This window comes from Vibrio bivalvicida (genome assembly GCF_001399455.2).
GTDB classification, from domain to species: domain Bacteria; phylum Pseudomonadota; class Gammaproteobacteria; order Enterobacterales; family Vibrionaceae; genus Vibrio; species Vibrio bivalvicida.
This window is the reverse complement of sequence record NZ_LLEI02000091.1, coordinates 11,798-27,725: the sequence shown is the minus strand read 5'-3', so window position 1 is coordinate 27,725 and position 15,928 is coordinate 11,798. Positions and strand designations below refer to the sequence as shown.

15 protein-coding genes are annotated in these 15,928 nt (G+C 43.0%); 11 read left to right on the top strand and 4 right to left on the bottom strand.

Going from position 1 to position 15,928, the window contains the following annotated elements:
• Positions 1 to 6: 6 nt before the first annotated feature.
• The gene (locus APB76_RS21765; RefSeq protein WP_049845092.1) at positions 7 to 663 is read left to right on the top strand and encodes an MBL fold metallo-hydrolase; all 657 of its coding nucleotides are present in this window, start codon (positions 7 to 9) and stop codon (positions 661 to 663) included.
• Between the two features lie 44 nt (positions 664 to 707).
• Here APB76_RS21765 and APB76_RS21760 read toward each other — a convergent pair whose 3' ends face one another.
• The gene (locus tag APB76_RS21760) at positions 708 to 1,376 is read right to left on the bottom strand and encodes a DUF2982 domain-containing protein (RefSeq protein WP_054962528.1); all 669 of its coding nucleotides are present in this window, start codon (positions 1,374 to 1,376) and stop codon (positions 708 to 710) included.
• A 221-nt stretch (positions 1,377 to 1,597) separates the two neighbouring features.
• Between APB76_RS21760 and APB76_RS21755 the strand changes: the two genes are divergently transcribed.
• The 9 genes from APB76_RS21755 to APB76_RS21715 all read left to right on the top strand — a co-directional run bounded on the left by APB76_RS21755 (position 1,598) and on the right by APB76_RS21715 (position 10,580).
• Positions 1,598 to 1,972, top strand: coding sequence for a hypothetical protein (locus APB76_RS21755; RefSeq protein WP_049845094.1), 375 nt, complete (start codon positions 1,598 to 1,600; stop codon positions 1,970 to 1,972).
• A 378-nt stretch (positions 1,973 to 2,350) separates the two neighbouring features.
• Positions 2,351 to 3,439: a TRAP transporter substrate-binding protein gene (locus APB76_RS21750; protein ID WP_049845095.1), complete on the top strand. Its 1,089-nt coding sequence runs from the start codon at positions 2,351 to 2,353 to the stop codon at positions 3,437 to 3,439.
• A 109-nt stretch (positions 3,440 to 3,548) separates the two neighbouring features.
• Entirely contained in the window at positions 3,549 to 4,082 is a 534-nt protein-coding gene (locus tag APB76_RS21745; RefSeq protein ID WP_054962527.1) for a TRAP transporter small permease subunit, read from the top strand.
• An 11-nt stretch (positions 4,083 to 4,093) separates the two neighbouring features.
• Positions 4,094 to 5,377, top strand: a complete 1,284-nt coding sequence (locus APB76_RS21740; protein WP_049845097.1) for a TRAP transporter large permease — start codon at positions 4,094 to 4,096, stop codon at positions 5,375 to 5,377.
• 88 nt (positions 5,378 to 5,465) lie between these two features.
• Entirely contained in the window at positions 5,466 to 6,827 is a 1,362-nt protein-coding gene (locus APB76_RS21735; protein ID WP_049845098.1) for a cache domain-containing protein, read from the top strand.
• Complete coding sequence (locus APB76_RS21730; RefSeq protein ID WP_049845099.1) at positions 6,820 to 7,458, top strand: response regulator; 639 nt, start codon at positions 6,820 to 6,822, stop codon at positions 7,456 to 7,458. Before APB76_RS21735 ends, APB76_RS21730 begins: the two co-directional genes overlap by 8 nt.
• Before the next feature lie 146 nt (positions 7,459 to 7,604).
• Entirely contained in the window at positions 7,605 to 7,943 is a 339-nt protein-coding gene (locus APB76_RS21725; protein ID WP_054962609.1) for a DOPA 4,5-dioxygenase family protein, read from the top strand.
• 494 nt (positions 7,944 to 8,437) lie between these two features.
• The gene (locus APB76_RS21720) at positions 8,438 to 8,659 is read left to right on the top strand and encodes a hypothetical protein (protein ID WP_049845100.1); all 222 of its coding nucleotides are present in this window, start codon (positions 8,438 to 8,440) and stop codon (positions 8,657 to 8,659) included.
• A gap of 502 nt (positions 8,660 to 9,161) precedes the next feature.
• Complete coding sequence (locus APB76_RS21715; protein ID WP_054962526.1) at positions 9,162 to 10,580, top strand: basic amino acid/polyamine antiporter; 1,419 nt, start codon at positions 9,162 to 9,164, stop codon at positions 10,578 to 10,580.
• Positions 10,581 to 10,627: 47 nt separating this feature from the next.
• Here APB76_RS21715 and rarD read toward each other — a convergent pair whose 3' ends face one another.
• Positions 10,628 to 11,518 carry an EamA family transporter RarD gene (gene rarD, locus APB76_RS21710; RefSeq protein ID WP_049845102.1) on the bottom strand — a complete coding sequence of 297 codons (891 nt, stop codon included), beginning with the start codon at positions 11,516 to 11,518 and terminating at the stop codon, positions 10,628 to 10,630.
• A 537-nt stretch (positions 11,519 to 12,055) separates the two neighbouring features.
• On the opposite strand from rarD, the gene APB76_RS21705 reads away from it, so the two are divergent.
• Positions 12,056 to 12,412 carry a PilZ domain-containing protein gene (locus APB76_RS21705; RefSeq protein WP_049845103.1) on the top strand — a complete coding sequence of 119 codons (357 nt, stop codon included), beginning with the start codon at positions 12,056 to 12,058 and terminating at the stop codon, positions 12,410 to 12,412.
• 63 nt (positions 12,413 to 12,475) lie between these two features.
• Here APB76_RS21705 and APB76_RS21700 read toward each other — a convergent pair whose 3' ends face one another.
• Positions 12,476 to 14,809 carry an ATP-binding protein gene (locus APB76_RS21700; RefSeq protein ID WP_054962525.1) on the bottom strand — a complete coding sequence of 778 codons (2,334 nt, stop codon included), beginning with the start codon at positions 14,807 to 14,809 and terminating at the stop codon, positions 12,476 to 12,478.
• The gene (locus APB76_RS21695; protein WP_054962524.1) at positions 14,796 to 15,836 is read right to left on the bottom strand and encodes a cytochrome-c peroxidase; all 1,041 of its coding nucleotides are present in this window, start codon (positions 15,834 to 15,836) and stop codon (positions 14,796 to 14,798) included. The genes APB76_RS21700 and APB76_RS21695 overlap by 14 nt, the downstream gene beginning before the upstream one ends.
• Between the last annotated feature and the right edge of the window lie 92 nt (positions 15,837 to 15,928).

The window sequence follows — 15,928 nt, the reverse complement described above, 5'->3', positions numbered from 1 at the left end:
TAAGCTATGTCTCTTAAGTACCAAGTCGTTCCCGTCACTTCTTTTTCGCAGAATTGTTCCATCGTTTGGTGTGATGAAACAATGGAAGGTATTGTCGTCGATCCTGGCGGTGATGTTAAACAGCTAGCAATGTTGATAAAAGAGCTTGGTGTTGAGGTGGTAAATCTTGTGTTGACTCATGGTCACCTTGATCACGTTGGGGGGACGGAACCTTTGTCTCGCGAACTCGGTGGTGTTGACATCGTTGGCCCTCATAAAGACGATAATTTTTGGTTGCAAGGCCTTGAAGGTCAAAGCAAGATGTTTGGATTCCCGCTAACCGAAGCGTTTGAACCAAGCCAGTGGCTGAGTGAGGGGGATAAAATTACTTTTGGTAATCAAGTTATGGACGTTATCCATACGCCGGGGCACACTCCAGGTCACGTTGTCTTATTCAGTGAAGAATCCAAACTTGCCTTTGTGGGTGACGTACTGTTTAACGGCTCGGTAGGCCGCACCGATTTTCCCAAAGGAGACTTTGATACCCTGATTGCTTCAATCAAGGGTAAGTTGTGGCCACTGGGGAATGATGTTCGCTTTGTACCTGGCCACGGCCCTGAATCTACATTTGGACGCGAGCGCGCATCAAATCCTTTTGTCGCTGATGAAATGCCTTTGTATTAACAAAGATGAGCAAATTTTTACTAAGGTCGCAGATGCGGCCTTTTTTATGTGTTTGGCTCAGCGGCGGCTAAGTATCGACGTAACAGTCCAACAAACTCCTCTGGTGATCGGTCTAAATCATTGGTGGAAATAAAAATGTCGTAATCATAATACTCTCGCTGATACCTCATTCTGTTCGCCAACATGGCCAATAAACCTTTAAACTCTCTGCCATCTGAATTCAGGTAAGCATGTGAGTCGAGTACGATGTCTTCAAAATCTTGCCCTTGTTGATGTTGTTTTGCACCTAGGTATAGAAGAGCTCGTTGGCTGAGTAATATCTCCGTAGCGACACGTGGGCAGATACTGGTCAAATAAGGCGAGTAGTGCTTTAGTTTTATCCCGATCCAAGGTAAAGATTGATGCCACCCCTCTTGCTCATAGGTACAAATGCCAATCTTTTGCACGTTTGTCCACTTTATAACCCATCCGCCTTTGAATAGGTGTTGCTGGAAATGAGTCGCTGTCAGAGTGAATCGGACGGTACTTTTTAAAACTAGCACATATCCAAAACCTATCAGTGCAGCAACCGTTACAGCGGTAAGCAGCGCCTGTTGCCACCCCGGTGCGTAGAGTAGTAGAAAAAGACATCCTAGGGTGAAGATGCCAGTTAGCCACTTCACTGTGATAGAAGAAAAAACAAAGGGTTGATTGGTTAGGTGTACGGTTTGCATACAGGCATTTCTCTCAACAACAAATACATCTGTTTATATAATCAGTAGTTGAAGATTCGATCACTAGAGTTATTGATTAAATTGTAGTCGCATGTCGCTGTATCGCGTATTTTTGTGGCATAAAGCCGCTCATACTCTGTAAAAGCGCACAATTTTTTGGTATAAATCGCGCTTCAAATTTTCACCACTGCTCCGTATGCAGTGAAATGGAGAAATACTCGATGAGACTTGCTCATAAGCGTAAAGTGCAGCTTAAACTGCAAAAACGCATTAAAGCGACAGTTGCAAACGTTGAAGCAACACAGAAAGCTAAGCCTGCAGTTGAGAAGAAAGTCGCTGTAAAACCAGCAGCGGAGAAAGTTGTAGCAGCAGCTAAAACTACTGATGTTGCGCTTACTCCAAAGCAGCAACAAGTTCTAGATATCGTTGTAAGCAACGCTGAAGGTATCAACCCTAAAGGGATCGGCCTAGCGGCTGGTCAAGAAGATGCTAAAGCCGCATCTTGGGCGACAGGCGCTCTTAAAAAACTTCTAGAAGAGAATCTAGTGGTTAAAGAGCAGCTAGCTGGCAACAAAGTTATCTACAAAGCCGTATAATTGCCATGCGCCTAATCTAACTCGGGTTAGATAAACAATGCTTTAGAGCCTCGACTAAGTCGGGGCTTTTTCATTTTTTTAAATTATGTTTAATACTCTTATCACATTTTCAATCAATTCTTTATTGGATAAGTTACTAGGTATATTTTACTTGGGATGTTTTTCTTTCTAGTTTTAACTTGTTGATTTATATGTGGTGTGAAAATATTGTTTCGCATTTCCTACGTATATCTACGTAGTTCTTTAGTCTGGGCCTCTCTGTTTTTGTTAAAACCAGTCCGTGTTCACGCCTATTTCTTCTTGGTTATTGATGAACCAATCTGTATGAGAAATAGAACATGCCCTAACAGGTATGACCCGTAAACAAAGGACGTGAACATGAGTCTTATCAAACAATCTCTAAAAAGAGTGCTAAAAGGAACCGCGATTGCGGCAGCATTGGCTGTGGCAGCAACTTCCGCTAATGCGGCAGAAAAAGTGTATCGCTTAAAGCTAGCTGAAACCTGGGGGCCAAATTTCCCGGTCTTTGGTGATGCAACTAAGAATATGGCCGAAATGGCCGAGAAGATGTCTAATGGCCGTCTGCAAATCCGAATCGACTCTGCGAACAAGCATAAAGCGCCGCTAGGCATTTTCGATATGGTCAAGTCGGGTCAGTACGACTTAGGTCACTCAGGCTCTTACTACTGGAAAGGTAAAGTACCAAACACGCTGTACTTTACTTCAATGCCGTTTGGTATGACACCAGCAGAGCAGTATGCATGGTTCTATCACGGTGGCGGTATGGAACTGATGGAGCAGGTTTACTCTCCGCATAATCTGTTGTCATTCCCAGGGGGCAACACAGATATCCAGATGGGTGGTTGGTTCCAAAAAGAGATTAACTCAGTAGAAGATCTGCAAGGTTTGAAAATGCGCATTCCTGGCTTTGCGGGTGAAATTCTTGCAGAACTTGGGGCAAAGCCGACCAACATTGCTCCGGGTGAACTATATACCTCTCTAGAACGCCGCACTATCGATGCGCTTGAATGGGTAGGCCCTTCACTCGACTTACGGATGGGTTTCCACAAAATTGCCCCATACTACTATACAGGTTGGCATGAACCGGGCTCGGAGTTGCAGTTCTTGGTAAATAAGCGTACTTACGAGCGTCTACCAGAAGATCTTCGTGAAATTCTACGTGTAGCGATGCGCACTGCTGCTTATGACATGTACACTCAAGCGACCCACGAAAGTGGTAAGAACTGGGTTTCAATCAAGTCTGAATATCCTGACGTTCAAGTTAAAGACTTCCCGCCAGCCGTGATGAGTGCACTTCGTGAAGCGAATGGTCGCCTATTGGCTAAACATGCGGAGAAAGACGAGCTAGCGAAGCAAATTCAACAATCTCAAGCTGATTACCTTAAGCAAGTGCGTTCGTGGACCGACATTTCTCACCGCGCGTACTTAAACAGCCAAGCACAATAACAATAAATAGTTAGGTGACGTTGTCACCTAACTAAAGCCCAAGAAAACTTATCAATAATAGCGCCACAAAATGATAGTGGCGCATATTCTAAATTCCATGGAGTAGGGAATGAGAAGCCTAATCTATATCGAGCGAATATTTAATCGTTTTGGTGACTTCCTAGGGTGGTTATCAAGCATTTTATTTATTTTGCTACTTGCGAATGTCGTTTACGACGTTGTAATGCGTTACGTATTTAACGACGTTTCCATAGCGTTTCAAGAAATGGAGTGGCATCTGTTCTCAGCAGTCTTCCTACTTGGTGTTCCTTATGCAATTAAAGCTGGTGGTCATGTCCGGGTTGATCTCTTCTATGAGCGTTTATCGAACAAGGCTCAAGCCATTATCGATTTGCTTGGAACTCTTATCTTCCTTTTCCCGTTTTGCTTATTGGTGGCTTACTACGGTATTGATTTTGCCAAAGAGAGCTATGCCTTAGGTGAGACGTCAGGTGACCCAGGTGGTTTACCTTATCGCTGGATAATTAAAGCGATGATCCCGTTGTCGTTTTTCTTTATGGCGATCAGTGGTGTTGGTTTATTGCTGCATTCACTAAACAAGATCGTCAATCCACACCTTATCTATTCACAAGATCGCAAATAAAGGGGGCTACAGTGGTCGGTATCGTAATGTTTTTTGTCGCTTTGTTTGCACTGCTACTTGGCTTTCCGGTTGCGTTTACCTTTGGTGGTATTGCATTAATCTTTGGGGTTTGGGCTGAAGGTATGGATATGTTTGCTTTCATGCCTTACCGAATCCAGTCCATTATGGAAAACACTGTACTTATGGCGGTACCGCTGTTTGTATTTATGGGCTTGGTTCTGCAAAAGACTCGTTTGGCTGAGCAACTGCTAGAGTCTATGGGTAAGTTGTTTGGTGGCGTAAGAGGTGGATTAGCCATTTCAACTGTTTTAGTGGGCGCACTGCTTGCGGCTTCCACTGGTGTTGTTGGTGCTTCTGTTGTGGCAATGGGATTAATCTCTTTGCCTGTTATGCTTAAGTACAACTACGACAAAGGGTTAGCCTGTGGCACTATCTGTGCTTCTGGCACGCTTGGACAGATTATCCCGCCTTCAATCGTACTGATCTTACTTGGCGATGTCCTTGGTGTCCCTGTTGGTGACTTGTTTCAAGCGGCGGTTTGGCCGGGCCTCGTGTTAGTTGGCGCCTATGTTGTTTATATTCTAGTTTACGCCAAGCTGAATCCTGACGCTGCGCAACCAATGCCAAGCGATGATAACTTGAGCCGTAAGCAAGAAATTATCGCAGCTCTCAAAGCTGTTGTGCCACCGCTAGCCTTAATTATTGTTGTACTCGGCTCAATATTCGCAGGAGTAGCAACGCCGACTGAGTCAGCGGCTCTAGGGGGAGCAGGAGCAATTGTATTGGCGATATTGTACCGTCAGTTTAGTTGGTCGATGGTGTATGACGCGTCAAAAGAGACAGTTAAAGTGACTGCAATGGTGTTTGCTATCTTACTTGGTGCAACGGCGTTCTCTATGGCCTTCACCTATACAGGTGGTGATTACTTAGTAGAAGAGTGGATGTTACAAATCCCGGGTGAGAAATGGGGTTTCCTTATTATTACTATGCTAGTGATACTAATTCTTGGCTTCTTTATCGATTTCGTAGAGATTTGTTTCATTATTGTACCGATCATTGCACCTGTCGCTGAAATTATGGGTATCAATATGACCTGGTTTGCCATTTTGATTGCGATGAATCTACAAACGTCTTTTTTAACTCCACCGTTTGGTTTTAGTCTCTTCTACCTGAAAGGTGTGGCACCGAAAGGGGTGACGACAAGGGATATCTATCGAGGTGTGATGCCGTTTATTGCGATTCAGATTCTCGTACTCGCATCATTGCTCGTGTTCCCTGAATTCTACGGAATGTGATCCTTTAGTTACGTAATATTAACAACTCCTGTTAAAGTGGGGCTGCTTGCCAAATTGGTAAGCAGCCTCTGTTGTCATTGGGGGAAGGATGCCTCTACAAGCAAAATTGATTTTACTTAGCCTGTTACCTTTGTTGCTCGTCACCGCACTTACGAGTTGGATTTCGATCCATCAAGCAAAAACTCTAGGTGAAAAAGAGATTCAGATCTTTGAAGATGGTTTGATCCGATCAAAGGAGACCGCGCTCAAAGATCACGTTGCTCTGGCATTTGATGCGATCTCACACATTTATAATGATGAAAGTCTGTCGGAAGACATAGCAAAGCAACAGGTTAAATCCGTGTTGTCGAAACTTCGTTATGGCAAAGACAAAGACGGCTATTTTTTTGCTTACGACGAGCAAGGAACCAACCTTGTTCACCCAATCATGCCCAATCTCATAGGCCAAAATCTTATTGACCTTCAAGATGAGAATGGTGATTTGCTGATAGAGACCCTGATAGAACAAGCACAAAATGGTGGTGGGTTTCATCGTTATCTGTGGCAGAAACCTTCTACCGGAGAAAACGTTACCAAACTGAGTTACGCGGCGTGGTTAGACAAATGGAATTGGATGGTTGGTACTGGGCTTTATATAGAAGATATCACTAATGAAGTCGCTAATCTAAAATCAGAGGTGAGTAAAAACATCGAAACTACTTTCTTCTCTGTTATCGTCATAGTAATAGTGACGGTAGGGGTGATTGTGGTTATTACCCTTGCTGTGAACTTGCATGAGCACCGGTTAGCCGACAAAAGCTTAAAAGAACTGGCTCATAAAACGGTGATGTTTCAGGAAGATGAAAAAAAACACCTCGCTCGTGAGCTTCATGACGGAATTAACCAATTACTGGTGTCGAGTAAATGCCATTTGGAACTACTATCGAGTAAGATAACCGAAGCTCCGTTGCAACAGCACCTGGTCAAGTCTCAACAATCACTAATGACGGCGATCAACGAGGTAAGGCATATTTCTCATAACCTACGCCCGAGTGCACTAGATGATATCGGTTTAGAGGCGGCAATGAATACACTACTGCAAGACTTTAAATCGCACTCTGGTGTCGACGTTGAAGCTTCTTTGACCACTCAGCCTGGAAAACTAAAATCAGAAGTCGCGACGACTTTGTATCGTGTTGCTCAAGAGTCACTGACTAACATCGAAAAACACGCCCACGCTAATACGGTTAGCGTGATATTACATCAGATGGGTAATATGCTTCAGCTTATTATTCGCGATGATGGTGTGGGCTTTGATGTCAACGCCTCGCTAAGAAAAAGCGGCATTGGCTTACGTAATATGCGCGAGCGGGTTGAGTTTATTGGTGGCGATTTTGAAATAGAAAGTGAGCCGGGTTTTGGCACCGAGATAACCGTACTACTGGAATTGGATGGATTGGTATATGGATGAACCGATTAAAGTGGTGATTGTTGATGATCACCAAGTGGTCTTGGATGGATTTATCGCACGACTTCAAACTGAGCCTGAGATAGAAGTGATAGGTTCAGCCAGCAATGGTTTAGAGGCCATTGATGTCGTGAAGTCACTAAATCCGGATGTGGTTCTGATGGATGTCAGTATGCCGATGATGAATGGCATTGATGCGACGCGAGTGATTAAAGAGTCGATGCCTGATGTCAAAGTCTTAATGCTCACCATGCATGACAATCGCGAGTACATCATGAAGGTGATGCAGGTAGGGGCGGTAGGCTACATGCTTAAAGAGATATGTGCGCGGCGTATGGTCCAAGCGATCAAAACCGTCTACCAAGGGTCAACTTACTTTTGTGAATCAGTCACGCAAACGCTTTTTTCGCAAGAAGTTGTTCCTATTGCACAAAAGCCTAATCCGCTTAGTCGCCGTGAAGAGGCAATACTTAAGCTCGTTGCAGAGGGGAACAGTAGCAAGAAGATTGCTTCACTACTAAATATAAGCTACCGAACGGTTGAGACACACCGCCAAAACATTAAGCATAAACTCGATCTTCACAGCACGGCTGAGCTGGCTAAATACGCTGTCGAAAAGGGGATAGTTGCGTAATACCAACCAGAATAAATACCTGCGCAGTTATCTGATCACCTGTTTACCCCGTTGGTACAAGTTTTGTAATTATTGTAAGTAAGCGCGAGTGTTGGCTACGGCAGTGTTAAGCTAGTATTATGATTCACTCAAAAAGTTTATTGCTTGTGTCCTATCCAAAAAATATTCATCAAAAATACCATGCTCACATCTATTTTGACCAACAGAGTTGCGAGTTGGCTAGACAAATTCGCGAGCAAGCCATGAACAGGTTTGAATTACCAGTTGGTAGGTTTAATGAGAAGTTAGTTGGCCCTCATACAATGTGGAGCTTTTCCATTACCTTTACGTCAAGTGAATTTGAGTCCGTGGTTTCATGGCTAGATAATTTGCGAAATGGATTGTCTATATTAGTTCATGCACTTACTGGTGATGATATAAAAGATCACTCTGAATATGCGTACTGGCTCGGTAAGCCTGTTGAACTCGACTTGTCTGGTCTATAACGTCAATATTGGCCGAGCGCCGAATCGCAAGCCGTCATGACGAACGGTATGGCGCTCTTACTAACAGCAGAGTCAGACCATATACGCCCTCTCGGTTTGCAAGATGTTTCTCACCTTCGATAATCCCTATTTGAAAGCCATTTTCTATAAACGAATCCAAACACACCTGCAGCAAAAGTGCCGTGCATTGCTCTACCTTCTACGACGAATGCTCTCAAAAATCTTGCCAGTTACATTGATGTGATTACAATTCTATCGAGTGGTGCATGTGGTGAGAATTGGAGGTAAGCAATCGCTGTGATAGCGCCTATCCATCAATAGTTTTTATCGATTAAAAATATAGGATTTAACGTTTGTATCTATCCTTAAGCTAAGGATAAACTTTTCTACATCAAGAGATTAAAGCTACTTCATGTTTTTATATCCAGTATTTATTGATCTTAAAAATGAACCGATTATACTGGTTATAGATACAGGTAAATGGGAGGTCTATTATGTTGTTGGAAACCATCAAACGCGTTAATCGCCTACGTCAACAATCGATGTCAGATCCTGAGTTTATTCAATCAGCAAAGGCTCATGAAAAGGCGTTAGAAGATCAAAGCTACCACTACTGTGCTAAAACCAAGCGTGCAAAGCAGAGAAAAGACCGCAGTTTAGCCGACATTTATCAACAAGCTGAGTTTAGCCACGAGCCTGACAAAGCTAAGCATTAAAACATGGATTTGTAGAAGCAGCTTTCGGGCTGCTTTTTTTGTAGCCTGTGAACAGTTATGGCTATCATAAAAAAATGGTCGCCTTTCAGCGACCTTACAAACAGGAAGTAATGGATATCATTGAGAGGCAATGTGCGTTGTTGTCACTTTACCTGTTATTAGCTTAGTCTAAATTCTATTGGTTGCTTGGGTTTGTGCATAATTGGCGTAAATGAACGGATAATTAGTCGTTATTGTTGTTAATCGTTAGTTCTATTATATGTTTTATAATGGTTTTCGTTTGGTGTTATATGCTGCTTTTTTGCTTTGAATGTGGTTTATAATGCTAATTTATTTTCTTGTTTTATTGTAAAGACATTATAATGAGCGCTCTGATTTGATCGGTGACAATGAAATCTATGATTTGCTAATCATATGTGCGACTTAGCTCACAGCAGCTCTGCCTATCACATGCATTTCAGCGTAGTATTGCACCTCCTGAACGGTTACACCGGAAACAATAATGGATAATAAACTCGGCTTGAGTTCGCTAACAGCGATCGTCATAGGTTCGATGATCGGCGCGGGTGTTTTTAGCCTGCCTCAAAATATGGCTTCTGTTGCTAGCCCCGCAGCAGTATTAATCGGCTGGACGATCACAGGCGTTGGTATGATCTTCCTTGCTCTCTCATTTCAAAAGCTCGCCTCACATCGACCAAATGTTGATAGCGGTGTCTTTGGTTACGCCAAAGCAGGTTTTGGTGATTTTGTTGGTTTTTGCTCTGCTTGGGGGTATTGGTTAAGTGCCATGCTTGCGAACGTATCCTATTTGGTGATCGTTTTTAGCACACTTGGAATGCTGTTTGATACACCAGACAACATCATCTTTGGCCAGGGCAATACGTTAATATCAATCATCGGCGCATCTTGTTTGTTGTGGATGGTGCATGCATTGGTGTTACGTGGTGTTCAAACAGCGGCGCTGATTAACATGGTTACTACCTACGCCAAGTTAGTTCCGCTGTTAATTTTTATTGTTTGCGCTGCATTTGCGTTTCAGTGGAACACATTTACCATAGACTTTACCGGGCTCCACTTTGGAGAAGGGCATGATCTCGTGTCTCAGGTAAAGAGTACTATGCTGGTTACAGTATGGGTATTCATAGGGATTGAAGGGGCGGTCGTTGTCTCTGGTCGAGCTAGAAATCGTAAAGATATTGGCCGAGCTACTATATTAGGCCTCCTAACGGCATTATCGATTTATGTCTTTGTAACTTTACTTTCTATGGGGGTCGTGAAACCCGTTGAACTGGCCGGCTACCACAACCCTTCTATGGCTAAAGTGCTCACAGAAATATTAGGCCCGTGGGGACAATACATCATTAGTATTGGCTTACTGATTTCAGTATGTGGAGCGTTCCTGAGTTGGACGGTATTGGCATCAGAAGCGCCATACCTATGCGCAAAAGAGAAAATGTTTCCTAAGCGTTATGCAGAACTAAACAAAGCGGGTAGTCCAGTTAAGCCTCTGACATTAACCAATGTCTGGATTCAGATCTCGCTTGTATTTGTGATGTTTGCAGGCAGTACATACGATACTTTGCTCATCATTGCATCAGAAATGATCTTAGTGCCGTATTTCCTTGTCGGTGCTTTCGTACTCAAAATTGCGATTGAAGAAAAGAACAAGGGGAGCCTGTTGCTGATCGGCGTGGGCGCGACACTCTACGGGATTTGGTTGCTTTATGCGTCGGGCTTAAACTACTTACTGCTATCGGCTATTTTGTATGTGCCAGGGCTGTATTTTTATATTCAGGCTAAGAAAGAGCAGGGTATCAATCCATTTGAAGGTCGAGAGAAGCTCGGTGCTGGCATGCTAGGCGCAGTTGCGATGCTAGCTGTTGGTATGATTTGGCAAGGTAGCTTAAGCTTGGCTTTCTAATCCGGTTATTTGAGAAAATCCCCTACCAAGTTTGGCAGGGGATTTTTCTATCTGTACTTCGCTGTGTATCGAAAGCGTAAGCTGTCGAAAATGGTAAAAATTAGACCTGCCCAGATAAAACTAAAGCTAATTAGTTTCACTTCATCAAAGGCTTCACCGAATAAGTAAATTGCGAGAAAAAACTGAATAGTTGGCTCGATGTATTGCATTAATCCGATAGTCGACATGGTAGTTAACCGAATCGCAATCGAGTAAAACACCAAAGGGAGCAACGTGGCGGGAGCTGCACCTAGATATAGAGCTAGAGTGGATGCTCCATGATGAAGAGACTCAGTACCTATCGTGACTTCTTTATAACCCATATAGAATAGGGCGATAGGTAACAGCACCAAGGCTTCGACATACAGTCCAGTGCTCCAGCTATAATTGATTTTCTTCTTACACCAACCGTAAAAGGTAAAGAAAATCGCCATCGTTAGGGCTATGTACGGGATCTCACCATAATGGATGATTTGATAGGTGAGGCCAATACAGGCAAGCACAAGGGCAACTTTCTTGCCTATGGACAGTGACTCTTTCAAGAAGAACACGCCTAATGCCATCATGGTAATAGGGCTAATAAAAAAGCCCAAACTGGCGTCTATCACTCTGTCGTTAGTGAGGGCCCAAGTAAATGCACACCATGAAATAGACATCATCACTGTTGCTGCAGTTGTGTAGGCAAGGGAGCGCTTATCCGTCCAGATTGCACGTAGATCTGGCAAACGCTTAGTGACTACTAAAACGATGAGCGCACCAAGTGGTACCGAAGCAATCAAGCGCATTGCGAGTAGCTCATCGGTCGCGGCATTGGGTAAAAACTGATAGTAAAGTGGCAATAGACCCCAAAGTAAGAACGAAAAAGCGGCCATTCCATTGCCTAGACGCTGCTCTGGCATAATATTCTCGAGAAGGATAATAATTGTGCGAAATCTAAGCTTAAAAAGCCCAAAAGTAAAGTAAAGATTTTTTGCTCAGTGATTTGTTTTAAATACTTATATAACAATAGTTTGCATTGATTTTTTGTATATATAAAACCTAAGCTGAGAAGCAATAATACACCCACAGTAAATGTCAAAGTAGACAGGGCAGTCGTTAGGGCCATGATGTTGGCTGCCACATAGATCGAACCCAACGCCACACCTTGTTCACCATATGCATTAGCGACATACGCAATAAAGCTACTGGCGGCTCGAAAATCGTGGATTGTTGTTAATTGCGCGTCCTATTACCCGTCTCTGTTCATTTCTTAAGGACCAACATACATCACACATTTACCAACTGCGTTTCGCGCAAACCTTCAAAAAACCAATTCATTGCCGATATAGTAGAGTGGATGTTGAATAGCTAATGCTTGTCTACAGCTTTTTTACTTCGAAAAGGTTATACTTTAAGGTTAGAGTAAGCTATGAATAGCGCGGAGCAGGATCAGGACCATGAGTAGCTTTATACAGAAAAGACAGTTTTACCGCTTAAGATACCCGAAACGGGCGCGGCCTTTTGTTAGGCTCGGAGAAGACTTATTTCAAGTGACCGAAGTCTCTGAGGGCGGTATTCGAATGGTAGTGAGCAACGCTAACAATATGTATAGAGGTCTTGAGATCAAAGGTATGCTGAATCTAAATGATCAAAGCCGTGTCGAGATTGAAGGGGCAGTGCTTCGTTTTGATCGTGACGAAGTAGTCGTTCAACTTCGCAAAGGCCCAACTTTTAAAATCATGGTTGATGAACAAAGAAAGATCCGTAATAAGTACCCCGTGTTCTTTGCTCGGTTAAGAGAAGTGGCGGCCTGACATTTTTGTGAAAATATCTAACATATAAATGGAGCTTTTAGGCTCCATTTTCTATTTCGGTGGCTAGAAATGTTCTGCGCGTTTTCCCTGGTGGCTTAGTTCTAGCGTAAGCCGCTGAGCTTGGTGGTGATTCACAAGCATACGATTTACAAGTTGTTGTAGGTGCTCAACGTTGGGCAGTTGTTTGTGCTCGCTACTCTTTCTTGCTTCTATTGCTAAAGCGAGTATCCCCTCTAGTTTTTGCTCAGAGGCTGTGTTTTCTACTTGCTGTAATATCTGTGTCATTAATTCAAAGTCTGAGGCAGAGTAGGCTTCGATGAGCTGGTCTGTTAAATAGTTTAACTTTGCTTTCAGCCCAATTAATAATTCAAGTTTAGATACACGGCATAATGTTGGGTCGTTGAACACTGCACTTACTGAAAGATCTTCCTCTGTCATTGCAAGTTGGCTTGCTGGGTGGCGGATTAAAGGGATAATTTTCGGGATTTCGCCGTCATTATGTAAGCGAGCGATGATCTCGCCAGAGAACTGTTTAAGAGCTAGGTCCAAGCTAGGTTTTTGCAGTGGTTTAGTAAGAACAAAATTTGCTCCTGCACCAATTAGCGAGTCGTGTGCTTCTTTAAAAACATCTGCAGTATAAGCAAATACTACCGTATCGAGTTTTAACACATTTCGAATACGTTTGATGGTTTCAAACCCACTTAGCTTAGGCATATGATTGTCTGTAACAATCAGATCGAATTGATCTCTCTTAAGTATTTCGAGCGCTTGCAAACCATCTTTAGCCCATATGATATCGCTAGCATATTCTCTAAGAAAGCGTTTTGCGACGACGGCATTTACGCGATTATCCTCAATCAGCAAAATTCTTAGTTGGTTGATCGATGTGATGGTGTCTGATGATACAAGTTGTATGTTGTTTGTATCAACTTGAGTACGTCGTACTTCTAAAGGAAGATATATGTCAAATTTAGCACCTTTACCAAGCTGGCTTTCTACCGAAATTGCTCCATCCATCAAGTCGACGAGTTTTTTTACGATCGAGAGGCCAAGTCCAGTCCCGCCAAACTTGCGTGTCGTAGAAAGTTCTGCTTGTTCAAAAGGAGTGAAGATATGTTCGAGTTTTGTCTCATCAATGCCGATTCCACTGTCTTTTACCGAGAAGTGAACGCCATGTGAGTCACCTCCGTCCAACTCGATCGTTACGTCAACCTTGCCTTGATTGGTAAACTTAATTGCGTTGCCAACAATATTAAACAGCAGTTGCCTAGTACGAGCCAAATCACCGACGAGCTTAATGTTATCAGCCTGGTAACTTGGAATGATTAGTTCAATACCTTTATTTAGAGCTAAAGGGGCTAGAGTATTCTCTAATGGTTGTATTAGCTCCTGTAAAGAGTACGGATGTTTTTCTAACACCAGCCTTCCTTGTTCAACTTTCGAAAAGTCGAGAATGTCGTTAAGTAATGTTAGAAGGTGACTACCTGATTCGACGATCATATCGGCTTGTTCTCGGGTTTTACTGTCTTGAGTATCTTCGCGAATCATCTGCGCGACACCCAAAACGCCTCCCAGAGGAGTTCTAAGTTCATGACTCATAGTTGCTAAGAACATCGACTTTGCTTGATTGGCCTTTTCGGTCTTGTTGATGGCCTCTTGATATGCCAAGTTGTTTCTTTTGAGCTCTTTTAGACGATTAAGGTAGGTATAAACAACAAAAGCAGATACGACCAATCCGAGTGCAATAACTAGCTGAAGCATTCGAGTTTGTATGTCAGTAGCCTGTCGTCTGAGTAACTTCTCTGTGTGTTCGACAAACTCTGAATTGCTCGGTGAGAGCAGTGCAGTAAACCAGTCAAGCAGTTGCAAATCCACTTCTTTAAACGTAACGATTGTGGATCGAAGCTCGGGAGACGTTGCAGAGGATAAGTGAATAATTCTAGATAAAGCTTCTCGTTCTAACGATGCACTGCCAGTGGAAACGCCGATTTGCTCCAATAAAGAAGTGAGCAAAGCATCTTTAACGATGATTAAGCCAACGGCTTTATCCATAGTTGCAGTTAGACTGAGCAAGGATTGATGGAAATGATTCAACGCATTGCTTGTTTGATGTGTGTAAAGGCCGAGTCTTGATACTTGTTGATAACTTGATAAAACAGCCTTGCTTTCAATTTCAAGATCTACCATCACAGAGTTTAAATAGTAAGGATCTAATCGAGATGACAGAGCGTGGGTAGTCATCACATCTCGAACTTCAATCACCTCATGCCCCAAAGCACTAATCCTTGCTTGATATGAGTTTAATTGCTTTTGCTCTAGGTAGAGAAGATATACAAAGACACTAATGAACAACGACAAAACTGAGGCAATTGAAAATAGCACTTTAGTAAGATTCATTTTCAAACTCCTTCAAAATAGCAGGTCTTTCTGCACTTAGAGAATTTAAAAAGGCACTGATCGCGTTTAACTCTTCTGCATCTAGAGTAAGCCCGAGCTGGCTTTTGGCCATTATTTGTATCGCATCTTCTAGGTTGTTCGTTTGCCCATCATGAAAATAAGGGGCTGTGTTAGCGACATTTCTTAAACTCGCCACCCTAAAAATGTACATATCCTCTGGTTTATTGCTGCGCATGTGACGGCCTGTATCGGTCGAGCGTTCTTCTCCTTGGAATCTAAGCCCATATAAACCAAACTTCATCACCATCCCACCACCAATGTTGGTACCTCGATGACAACGTACACAGCCGTGTTTTTGAAAGAGCTCCCAACCATCAATTTGTTGTGCACTTAGGGCGATATCTTCACCTTGTAAGTATCTGTCGAACGGTGCGTTAGGGGTGACAAGTGCACTCATAAACTCGACCAACATTGATTTAATGGTTTGTTCATTGGCTTCCAATTTCTGTTCTGTGAATAGCTGCACGTATTTAGGGGAGTTAGCGACATACTCGGTAATAGATGGCCAGTCGGAATTCATTTCGAGATTGCTATGGATAGGTTCGTCAATTTGGTCATTTAAAGAGTTTGCTCGGCCATCCCAGAAAAATCGGTAGTTAAGTGAGGTGTTAAAAACGGTGATTGAGTTTCTCGTCCCTTTACCTTCGACACCAGTTGAAACCGCAGTAGGTTCAGCTCCGTTACTTGCCAAGTGATGGCAGGACTCACAGCTTACTCGTCCGTTTGAAGAAAGTTGGGGGTCTTTAAATAATAACCAGCCGATTTTGGCGTACTGTTTATTAACGTTTACGGCCTCGGGAATAGGAGTAATTAGGTCGGTGTTTGTAGGTTGAGCATGTGCCTTACTCTGATGATAGCCGTGCGTATGCTGATGACCGACTACGTCGTCATGGCTGAGTATAAATATCAATAATAAGCTAACTGCCACTGCGAGCATAATTGCAAAAGACCTATGGGTTACTGTCATATGTAGCGGTCCGCCTCCTTCTTCTTAAAGGCATTAACTTCGTAATCTTTAATATAAATATAGTTTTATATTTAGGAAAGTGCAGACAGATT

Excerpts from the sequence above, each read along its gene's own strand:
- APB76_RS21750 (WP_049845095.1), top strand. The coding sequence starts at position 2,351 with ATGAGTCTTATCAAACAATCTCTAAAAAGAGTGCTAAAAGGAACCGCG.
- APB76_RS21695 (WP_054962524.1), bottom strand. The coding sequence starts at position 15,836 with ATGACAGTAACCCATAGGTCTTTTGCAATTATGCTCGCAGTGGCAGTT.
- APB76_RS21730 (WP_049845099.1), top strand. The coding sequence starts at position 6,820 with ATGGATGAACCGATTAAAGTGGTGATTGTTGATGATCACCAAGTGGTC.
- APB76_RS21765 (WP_049845092.1), top strand. The coding sequence starts at position 7 with ATGTCTCTTAAGTACCAAGTCGTTCCCGTCACTTCTTTTTCGCAGAAT.
- rarD (WP_049845102.1), bottom strand. The coding sequence starts at position 11,518 with ATGCCAGAGCAGCGTCTAGGCAATGGAATGGCCGCTTTTTCGTTCTTA.
- APB76_RS21700 (WP_054962525.1), bottom strand. The coding sequence starts at position 14,809 with ATGAATCTTACTAAAGTGCTATTTTCAATTGCCTCAGTTTTGTCGTTG.
- APB76_RS21715 (WP_054962526.1), top strand. The coding sequence starts at position 9,162 with ATGGATAATAAACTCGGCTTGAGTTCGCTAACAGCGATCGTCATAGGT.
- APB76_RS21720 (WP_049845100.1), top strand. The coding sequence starts at position 8,438 with ATGTTGTTGGAAACCATCAAACGCGTTAATCGCCTACGTCAACAATCG.
- APB76_RS21760 (WP_054962528.1), bottom strand. The coding sequence starts at position 1,376 with ATGCAAACCGTACACCTAACCAATCAACCCTTTGTTTTTTCTTCTATC.
- APB76_RS21705 (WP_049845103.1), top strand. The coding sequence starts at position 12,056 with ATGAGTAGCTTTATACAGAAAAGACAGTTTTACCGCTTAAGATACCCG.
- APB76_RS21755 (WP_049845094.1), top strand. The coding sequence starts at position 1,598 with ATGAGACTTGCTCATAAGCGTAAAGTGCAGCTTAAACTGCAAAAACGC.
- APB76_RS21745 (WP_054962527.1), top strand. The coding sequence starts at position 3,549 with ATGAGAAGCCTAATCTATATCGAGCGAATATTTAATCGTTTTGGTGAC.
- APB76_RS21735 (WP_049845098.1), top strand. The coding sequence starts at position 5,466 with ATGCCTCTACAAGCAAAATTGATTTTACTTAGCCTGTTACCTTTGTTG.